Annotated in this window: 9 protein-coding genes; 8 read left to right on the top strand and 1 reads right to left on the bottom strand. The window is 54.3% G+C overall.

The features are described from left to right. Window positions 1–143: 143 nt before the first annotated feature. The 4 genes from LPA02S_RS09235 (at window position 144) to LPA02S_RS09220 (ending at window position 5,368) form a co-directional block, all read left to right on the top strand. Window positions 144–1,271, top strand: a complete 1,128-nt coding sequence (locus LPA02S_RS09235; protein WP_056956906.1) for a THUMP domain-containing class I SAM-dependent RNA methyltransferase — start codon at window positions 144–146, stop codon at window positions 1,269–1,271. Window positions 1,272–1,379: 108 nt separating this feature from the next. Beyond that, the gene (locus tag LPA02S_RS09230) at window positions 1,380–3,281 is read left to right on the top strand and encodes a M13 family metallopeptidase (RefSeq protein WP_056956908.1); all 1,902 of its coding nucleotides are present in this window, start codon (window positions 1,380–1,382) and stop codon (window positions 3,279–3,281) included. A gap of 280 nt (window positions 3,282–3,561) precedes the next feature. Then, window positions 3,562–5,079 (top strand): helix-turn-helix domain-containing protein, encoded by a 1,518-nt coding sequence (locus tag LPA02S_RS09225; RefSeq protein WP_056956910.1) that lies wholly within the window; start codon window positions 3,562–3,564, stop codon window positions 5,077–5,079. Next, on the top strand, window positions 5,036–5,368 hold the full coding sequence (locus tag LPA02S_RS09220; RefSeq protein WP_054650488.1) for a hypothetical protein: 333 nt from the start codon (window positions 5,036–5,038) through the stop codon (window positions 5,366–5,368). The genes LPA02S_RS09225 and LPA02S_RS09220 overlap by 44 nt, the downstream gene beginning before the upstream one ends. Window positions 5,369–5,428: 60 nt before the next feature. On the opposite strand, the gene LPA02S_RS09215 is transcribed toward LPA02S_RS09220, so the two are convergent. Beyond that, window positions 5,429–5,833 carry a ribonuclease HI family protein gene (locus LPA02S_RS09215; RefSeq protein ID WP_056956914.1) on the bottom strand — a complete coding sequence of 135 codons (405 nt, stop codon included), beginning with the start codon at window positions 5,831–5,833 and terminating at the stop codon, window positions 5,429–5,431. A 31-nt stretch (window positions 5,834–5,864) separates the two neighbouring features. On the opposite strand from LPA02S_RS09215, the gene LPA02S_RS09210 reads away from it, so the two are divergent. The 4 genes from LPA02S_RS09210 (at window position 5,865) to LPA02S_RS09195 (ending at window position 9,489) form a co-directional block, all read left to right on the top strand. After that, window positions 5,865–6,257: an EbsA family protein gene (locus LPA02S_RS09210; RefSeq protein ID WP_054650490.1), complete on the top strand. Its 393-nt coding sequence runs from the start codon at window positions 5,865–5,867 to the stop codon at window positions 6,255–6,257. A gap of 49 nt (window positions 6,258–6,306) precedes the next feature. Beyond that, window positions 6,307–7,980 carry a formate--tetrahydrofolate ligase gene (locus tag LPA02S_RS09205; RefSeq protein ID WP_056956916.1) on the top strand — a complete coding sequence of 558 codons (1,674 nt, stop codon included), beginning with the start codon at window positions 6,307–6,309 and terminating at the stop codon, window positions 7,978–7,980. A 138-nt stretch (window positions 7,981–8,118) separates the two neighbouring features. Next, a complete protein-coding gene (gene lspA, locus LPA02S_RS09200; protein ID WP_054650492.1) occupies window positions 8,119–8,580 on the top strand; it encodes a signal peptidase II in 462 nt (153 codons plus the stop codon). A gap of 3 nt (window positions 8,581–8,583) precedes the next feature. Continuing rightward, window positions 8,584–9,489: an RluA family pseudouridine synthase gene (locus LPA02S_RS09195; RefSeq protein ID WP_056956918.1), complete on the top strand. Its 906-nt coding sequence runs from the start codon at window positions 8,584–8,586 to the stop codon at window positions 9,487–9,489. Window positions 9,490–9,586 lie beyond the last annotated feature (97 nt).

Genomic DNA, 9,586 nt, shown 5'->3' with positions numbered 1-9,586 from the left:
CTCAACCGGAACCACCGCGCCGGTACGACCAGCCACTACCAGTTCCACCACTTATCAGATCCGCCACCTAGGGCCAGCGTACCTATCCACCGGCCCCAATCACTGCTAAAATAGTATTCAGCACGAATAACGAGGAGAACGATATGCAATTTAAATTAATGGCCACGATGGCGGCCGGTCTTGAAGCCGTCACTGCGAAAGAACTGCAACAAATGGGTTACAAAACGCAAACCGAAAACGGTCGCGTCTACTTTGAGGGGGACGAGACAGACATTGTCCGCACCAACGTCTGGTTACGCTCGGCCGACCGCATCAAAATTATTCTCAAGCAGTTTAAAGCATTAACTTTTGATGGTCTTTTCGAAGGCGTGAAGAGTATCCCGTGGGCAGACTACCTGCCGCTCGACGCCGCATTCCCAGTTGCAGGCCGGGCCGTCCGGAGCAAGTTGCATTCTGAGCCCGACGTCCAGGCAATTACCAAAAAAGCGGTGGTGGAGAGCATGGCTACGACTTACCATCGACACAGCCGGTTGCCCGAAACGGGCAACAAGTACCAACTGGAAGTATCAATTCTCAAGGACATTGCGACCATCACTATCGACACCACCGGTAGTAGCCTGTTTAAGCGTGGCTACCGTGTTGCCAAAGGTCCAGCGCCACTCAAAGAAAACTTCGCGGCAGCGCTAGTCCTGTTGACCAACTGGCACGCCGACATGCCATTTTACGATCCCACTACTGGTTCGGGTACGATCGCCATCGAAGCCGCGATGATTGCGCGGAACATGGCACCAGGGCGCACCCGCGACTTTGCTTTTAGTGGTTTTAGCTTCATGGATTCTCAGCTGCTCGACCAAGAACGCGAACGGGCGATGGCGGCCATTACTAACCCCACGTTGACCATGGTCGGAGGCGATATTAACCAGGAAATGATTGATATTGCGCGTGTCAACGCTCAAAATGCCGGGGTACTGCACGATATTCAGTTCAAGCAGGTTGCCGTTAAGGATTTCCGTACCGACCTGGAAGATGGCGTCATTATTGCCAACCCACCGTACGGGAAACGTCTTCAGGACGCCGATGCAGCACAAAAGATTGCTGAGGAAATGGGTGCCGTTTACGGACCGTTAACGAGCTGGAGCAAATACATTCTGTCCGGCGACGCCAACTTTGAACGTTACTACGGTCACAAGGCCACCAAGCGCCGTAAGCTCTATAACGGGGCCATGCGGGTGGACCTTTATCAGTACTGGGGACGCCGCCCACGACATTAAGTTGCGATATTACTGCTGGGGGCTTGCTTCTGAGTGGACAAATAGTAGAATGAAGCTAATCGCTATCTAATGCTAATTTAATTTTACGACGTGTCAGGAGGAAACAACATGGCTTTGAAGACCACTTACAAAGATGATTTATACATGACGGTGAACGGTGAATGGGAGCAGTCCGCGGTCATTCCGGATGATAAACCGGCCACTGGAGGTTTTACCGACCTCGCTGATGGTGTGGAGAAGAAGCTCATGGCCGACTTTGCCGCATTTCGTGATGGTCAGGAGAAAGCACCTAACCAGTACGTTCAGCGGGCGGTCGACCTCTACCGCGTGGCTGGCGATTACACCCGCCGCGACAAAGAGGGCATTACGCCATTGACACCACGTCTGGCCCGCATTGCGGCGTTAACGTCTGTTGATGACCTGAACGGACAGGCAGCTGAATGGGACCGTAACGGATTCCCATTACCATTTAACATTGCCGTTGAACCCGACATGAAGGACACCGCGAACAACGTGGTCTACCTCTACGCATTACCGACCATTTTGCCGGATACCACATACTATGCCGATGACAATCCGGCAAAGGAACAGTTGTTGGCTGCGTACCGAGAAATGGCAACCGGTCTGTTGCGGTTCACGGACCTTGATGCCGCTGCGCAGGCAGAAATGGTCGAGGCGGCCCTGCGTTTTGACGCCACTATCGCCGCACACGTTAAGAGCAACGAGGACAAAGCGGATTACCCCGCAATGTACAATCCAACTAGTCGCGCGGACGTCACGGCAAAAATGCGGCCGTTCGCCTGGGATCAATACCTGCAGGAACTGTTGCCGAGCGACCCTGACCAAATTATCGTAACGGATCCTGGTTTCCTGGACGCCTTTGCGACCATCTATAACAATGATACCTTCGCGGACTTTCGGGCGTGGGCTTACGTGAACGAGCTAATTGGCGATTCAACCTACCTTAGTGAAGAGTTACGCCAACTTGCTGGTACTTACCGGCGCAAGCTGACGGGGCTTCCGGCACTGCCCAATCAGGATAAATCGGCCTACCGGATTGCCAACAGCGCGTTCAGCGAACCGGTCGGTATCTACTACGGACGCAAATATTTCGGTGAAGAAGCAAAGGGTGACGTAATTCAGCTTGTTCAGCGCATGATTGCAACGTACAAGCAACGGATTGCCGATAACCCGTGGATGTCCCAGCCCACTAAGGACAAAGCCATCGTTAAGTTGAACACGATGGTGCTGAAAATGGGCTATCCTGACAAGGTTAACGCCCGCTACGACCACTATCAGGTCGACCCCGATGCCAGCCTTCTGGAAAACATGCTCAATATTAACCGGGCTTCAACCGCCTATTCCATCGCGCAGTTGGACCAGCCGGTTGACCGGACTGAGTGGGGAATGCCCGGCCACCTAGTGAATGCTTGCTACGACCCTTCGCGTAACGACATTACGTTCCCAGCCGCAATTTTGCAGGCACCATTTTACAGTCTCAAGCAAACCGATTCCGAAAACTTCGGTGGGATTGGGGCCGTTATTGCCCACGAAATTACACACGGGTTCGACAACAACGGGGCTCAGTTTGATGAGTTTGGTAACCTGAAGAACTGGTGGCAGGATTCAGACTACAAGGAATTCAAACGGCTTACACAGGCCATGATTGACGAATTTAACGGCCGTGACTTTGCCGGTGGTAAGGTGAACGGTAAGCTCATCGTTAGCGAAAACATCGCCGATTTGGGTGGTATGGCCGCGGCTTTGGCAACCGCTCAACAGGACGAAGATGTCGACTTGCGGGCCTTCTTCACCAACTGGGGACGGATTTGGCGACAAAAAGACCGTCCGGAATATGCACAGCTGTTGCTAGCAAGCGACGTGCACGCACCAAATTACTTGCGTGCCAACGTTCAACCGCAAAACTTCGATGAATGGTATGCTACCTTCGACGTTCAGCCCGGAGACGGTATGTACCTCGACCCAGCGCGCCGGGTGGTTATCTGGTAAAGCCACACAAAAAATTGGTTCTTCACTTTCGGGTGGGGAGCCAATTTTTGCGTGGAGTAAAATTGCGTTGAAGAGTCATCAATAACGTTTGCCCACGGTGACTTGACACAAATATATTAATGGCAGTAATAAGGTGAAAAGATTTTTTGCATCTTTTGCAATTAAAATGGTCAAATATCGGAATTTTGGGTGGTTTTGTTTGGTGCGGGGCTACGGGCTTCGTATAATCGAATTAAAGATAGTTAGCGCTAGTGGCATAACCATTATGAGGATAACTAACATGCCAGCATACGAACTGTTTCTAAACCAAAAAGAACTGACCAAGCTTAATTTTTACCAGATGGTCATGGACTTGCCGCCGAACGAACGTACATGCTCGCGGTTTGCTGAACAGCAAGGGGTGAGTGTCACCACCATTTACCGTAATTGGCAAGCCATTACGACGGATTTGCATAAATTTATCCGCCCCAATGAGCAGCCACCCAAACTGTTGGAGGCGTGTAGTGAACCGCCCGAGCACGATATTCCCGCCGCACGTTATGCCGTTTACCTAATGCGCCAATCGTTAGTGGGGGACTTTATCCGGTCCGTGTTGACTCAGCCTCAGCGGTCACTGGAAGATATCGCGGCGGCTCACGGTTTGAGTGCGGGCACAGCCGTCCGCCGGTTGCGTCCGCTGAGAAACTTCCTGGCCCATTTTAACGTCAACCTAACGTACTCGCCCATCGGGATTGAGGGCTACGAACCGGTTGTACGCCTGACACTCAGCCAGTTAATCTGGCAAATGGGTCAGGATGGGGCCACGTTGTTCCCATACGCGGAGAAACAGGCGCAGATGGTGACCAAGCAGTTACAAGACGCACGGTTAGTGGTTAAAAACTGCCCCTTTTTGCGCACACAAAACATGGTCGCCATCGCAATGTTGCGCAATCAACAAGAGCACACCATGCCCGCATTTCAGCCACTACACAAGGTCGTCCAGCTCACTGGTTATAGTGGGGTGGTGGGAGCGCGTCCGGGGTTTGTGGTCCGCAACCCGCATGACACGGCCCTCATTCATCTAGAAACGCTGTTGGTGGGCAACTTCCATAGTGAGGCTGATACCGATCTGCAACGCTTCGTTCAGTACCACAATAAATGTCGTTCGGCCTGCTGGCATTTGGTTACCGGAATTACCCAGCAGGCACGCACCTTAGTGGGCTACAGTAGTTCGCATCGCAACAAGGTCCTGGTGGGCAACATGTTGGCCGTCACCGTAGCAATTGACCTGATTGGCCATAATATCCCAACCTTTGACCCCATTGCTCTCGGGGGAAAACGCCCGACGTCCGACTCGCTGGAGCGGATGCTGAAACAGCTTTTCGCGACCCTACCGCCGTCAATGGGGCACTTCCGCTCATTAGCCAACACCATGATAATTCGGTATATTCCGCTACTCACGAGCGTCATTAACCTCGGTGTCCCCACGGTGGGCATTGCCCTCGATCCCGAACAGGAGCAACAGGTGTATTCCGCCATGATTGAAATTGCCCGTAGCGTGCCCAGCGTGCAAATTGTTAATAATGAACAGGACGCCGATATTGTGGTGACAACGAGATTAAGCGCGGACCCACACTATTTCACCCTCGCTCCGCAGAGCCGTTCATCATGGTTAGCGTTGGAAAAAAGGGTCCACGATGCGGTAGTTAAAAAAAGTTCGCTAGCCAAGTGCCCCGAGATTGCATATACTGTTATCGAACGGGGTGAGTATAAACATGAGCAAAAAGACAAAACAGATGGAACAAGCAGTCATCATTGACATGGACGTCACGTTAATCGCGTCAGCAGAACGTCACGTCCAGGGTCTAGAAGGTGGCGAGGCCGTACTAAATGCCGTCCTGAACGCAACCAAGAACGGACTCAGCGGGTTGGACGAACTATTCCACGATGGTGGGATGGTCCGCGAAGACGTCCGGGCAATCGCCACCGGCTTTTTACGCGACGCAACGGATTTGGAGGGGACGGCCCTTGAGGATCGCGTTGACCAATTAGTTACCGCTGCCCTTAAGTACCTGCGTACGCACCAAAACGATTTTAAGAACATTTAATTTCTACGGCAAAGGGCCGGACCATAGCGGTCCGGCCCTTTATCGTTAGAGTCCAATCAATCAATTAGCAAGACGCTTCTCCGCCGCGTGTAGACCGACTTGAGCGAGTTCATGAGCCCGCCGGTTGCTGTGATCGTTGCGCCAGGTCGGAATAACAAGCTTAATTTGGTCGGCTAACTGCACAATGGCAGTCACCTCCGCAGCAAAGTGCTTGGCGTACTGCTTGTCGAGAGCATCAACCACGATTTGGCTGTCGGTGATGAGAGTGACCTGCTCGTCCTGCCAGCCCTGATTAATAACAGCCTCAAGCCCCAGTGCAGCAGCCCGAAACTCCGCCTGGTGGTTGGACATTACGGGCAGGGCCACGCTTTGTTCAACGGGCTCACCATGACCGACAATTAAAATACCGGCACCACTGGGGCCCGGGTTGCCTTTTGTGGCTGCGTCTGTGTACAATTTAAGCATTCAAAACTCCTTCAGGATGGAAAGTGATTCTTTGAAACATCAACTTGCATACCAGCCGGCACCCGTCGACTGCATTATCTTTTGGGGCCTCATTGTCTCTGGTTTTGGCCTGACCACCGTGGTACAACTAGAACTATTAGGGGTGTCACCCATCACGGTCACGATTGGCCTCATCACCTTTGCTTTTGCCGTTGTTCAACTACTGCGCTACCGCATCGTGGTCACCCCCACGAGCTTCAAACTGGGGCGCATGATGCCTGGCAACTCGATTACACTTAAACCGGAGGAGGTGACCATCCAGACCCGCGGGACGCACACGCTTACGCTCATCACGCAACGGTACGGCGAACTCACCATTTCTACGTGGCGCCGAGCTAGCACCGTGGCAACACAATTGCAACAATGGCTCAACCATAATAAATAAACCATCAAGTTGGAACGCAGTCAACTCACAGAGTGGAGGATTTTTTCTAGTGGAAGATATTGAAATTGCTCAGGAAAACGAAGCCAACAAAATCCAAACCATTACCGCCGTTGCGGGCGATATCGGTTTGGACCCAACCGATATTGAACAGTACGGTCCCTACAAAGCCAAAATTACCACCTCAGCGTTGGAACGACTCCGGCAACGTCCGCAGGGTAAACTAGTACTGGTGACAGCCATTAACCCTACACCAGCGGGCGAAGGGAAGTCGACCGTCGCCGTGGGTCTCGCCGACGCAATGCACCGCAAAGGTCAAAAGGCAGTGCTGGCGCTACGCGAACCTTCGTTAGGCCCCGTCATGGGAATGAAGGGTGGCGCTACTGGCGGGGGGTACGCACAAGTTGTACCCATGGCGGATATCAACCTGCACTTTACCGGCGACATGCACGCGCTCACCAGCGCAGTGAACACGCTGGCCGCGCTCATTGACAACCACCTACAGCAGGGCAACGCACTACATATCGATCCGCGGCGCATCCAGTGGAAGCGTGTCCTCGACATTAACGACCGGGCACTGCGCCACGTCACGGTTGGGCTGGGTGGCCCAACGTCCGGTGTGCCACGTGAAGATGGTTTCGACATTACGGTTGCCAGCGAACTCATGGCGGTGCTGTGTCTGGCCGAAGACCTTGGTGACCTCAAGGAACGGATTGCGCGGATTGTCATAGCTTACACATACGGCCGCGAGCCCGTGACCGTCGAGATGCTGGGCGTCACGGGGGCCATCACGATGTTGCTGAAAGACGCCATTAAGCCCAACCTCGTACAAACGCTCGAGCACACACCGGTCCTGATTCACGGGGGCCCCTTTGCCAATATCGCGCACGGTTGTAACTCCGTCGTTGCGACCCGTACCGCACTCGCGCTGGGGGACATCGCCATTACCGAAGCTGGTTTTGGTGCCGACCTGGGTGCGGAGAAGTTTCTGGACATCAAGGCTCCCGTACTGGGCAAGACGCCGGATGCGGCGGTCGTGGTCGCCACACTGCGGGCACTCAAGTATAACGGTGGGGTGGCGCTCAAGGACCTGCAGACGAGCAACCTGGATGCCATCCGCACCGGCTTTGCCAACCTGGAGCGGCACATTCACAACCTGCAGCGCTACGGTTTGCCGGTCGTGGTCGCCATCAACGCCTTTGCCACTGACGATCCCGCCGAAACCCAGTTGGTGCAGGACCTGTGCGCCGACCAGGGGGTCAAGGCCGTCCCGGCGACCGTCTGGGCCGATGGTGGCGCCGGTGGGGTGGAACTAGCTGAGGCGGTTACCGAAGCGCTCAGTGCCACCGAGCCATTCAAACCACTGTACCCCCAGGAGATGCCGGTGGAAGACAAGATTCAGACCGTCGTCCAGGGTATCTACGGCGGCCGGGACGTGGAGTACGCACGGAAGGCACAACTAGCACTCAAGACAATCAAAGCCAACGGGTGGGACCGCCTGCCAATTTGTATCGCCAAGACTCAATACTCATTTTCGGACGACCCGAAATTACTGGGGGCACCCACCGACTTTACCATCCACGTGAGCGATATCATCCCCAAGATTGGGGCGGGCTTCCTGGTCGTTATGACCGGCACGGTGCTCACAATGCCAGGCTTGCCGAAGCACCCAGCGGCAAACGACATTGATATTGACGCGCAGGGGCACATTACCGGCCTGTTCTAGCTCGACAAAGCTGGAGTCGTAACTGCGGGTCAATACGGAAGTATGCTACAATCATTAACAGCCAAAGTATCCCGGTCGGGTTCACCCAGTGGTGGGTTCACGGCCGGGACTTTTTATGTATTCAAGGGGGAAGTTAGATTGATTATTTACGCAATAATTGCCATCGCCATGATTGCCGTTGACCAACTCGTTAAAGCATGGGTAGTGGCGCACGTCGCTATTGGTGGCTACGCAGCGCTCATCCCCGGGGTGATCAGTATCACCCACATCAAAAACACCGGGGCAGCCTGGAGCATGTTTGAAGGCCAGCAATGGTTCTTCTACATCGTGACGGTCATCGCCCTGGCAGTGGTGGTGTGGTTGTGGCGTGATAGCAGCCACAAACCGCTGTACCGTACGGGGCTCACTTTGATTACCGCCGGTGCACTGGGCAACTTCATTGATCGGGTGCACCAACACTTTGTGACCGACATGTTTCAACTAGATTTCGTTAACTTTCCCATCTTCAACGTCGCGGACATGTGCCTCACTGTCGGCGTCATTCTAGTAGTGGTTTACGTTGTGCTGATTGACGGACGTGAGCAACGGGGGAGGGGTTAAGCAATGGATTTAACCATGACGGTCACCACTGAGCGCGGCCGAATTGATCGCGTCATCACGGACCATTTTGCTGACGTCACGCGGTCGCAGGCCGACAAGTGGCTCCACCTCGGCCTGGTGACAGTGAATGGGAAAACCGTAAAGGCCAGCTACAAAGTCGCGGAGGACGATCAGCTACTGATTGCCGCACCCGAGCCAACCGTGTTGAGCGCCCGGCCCCAGGATATTCCGTTGGACATCGTGTACGAAGACGACGATGTGCTTGTGGTGAACAAACCCCAGGGGATGGTGGTGCATCCCGCACCCGGTCACCCCGACGGTACGCTCGTTAACGGTTTGATGTACCACACGACGCTTTCGCCCATCAACGGCGTGCTGCGGCCGGGTATCGTCCACCGCATTGACAAGGACACTTCCGGCCTGCTGATGGTGGCCAAAACGGCGCTGGCCCACCAAGGGCTGGCCGCACAACTAAAGGACAAAACCACCACGCGTGAGTACCTAGCGATTGTCCACGGCAACATTAAGGAGGACACGGGGACGATTGACGCGCCGTTGGGCCGTGACCCCAAGGACCGCAAGAAACACGCTGTGGTTGCGGGGGGCCGGCACGCGGTGACCCACTTTGCCGTCGTTGAGCGTTTTGGCACGTACACGCTAGTGCGGTGCCGCCTGGAAACCGGCCGAACCCACCAAATTCGTGTCCACATGGCCTACATCAAACACCCGGTTGCGGGCGATCCGCTATACGGTCCCAAGCATACGTTACCGGGGAATGGCCAGTACCTCCATGCAGCTACGTTGGGCTTTACCCACCCAGTCACGGGTAAACGCCTGGAATTCGCGGCACCCTTGCCGGACTACTTTGAAGCGATGTTGGTACGATTACGCCGCGGGGACTTCAATTGAGCGTTTCAGACAATAATGTCCCGTTTTAATGTCCCGTTTTTCGTTAAATATGGACTTTAGTGGCGGTTCTGGCCGGTGGGAGTGCTGTAGGGTACTG

Origin of the sequence: Lacticaseibacillus pantheris DSM 15945 = JCM 12539 = NBRC 106106 (genome assembly GCF_001591865.1) — a bacterium.
GTDB classification, from domain to species: domain Bacteria; phylum Bacillota; class Bacilli; order Lactobacillales; family Lactobacillaceae; genus Lacticaseibacillus; species Lacticaseibacillus pantheris.
This window is presented reverse-complemented; position numbering and strand designations above follow the sequence as displayed.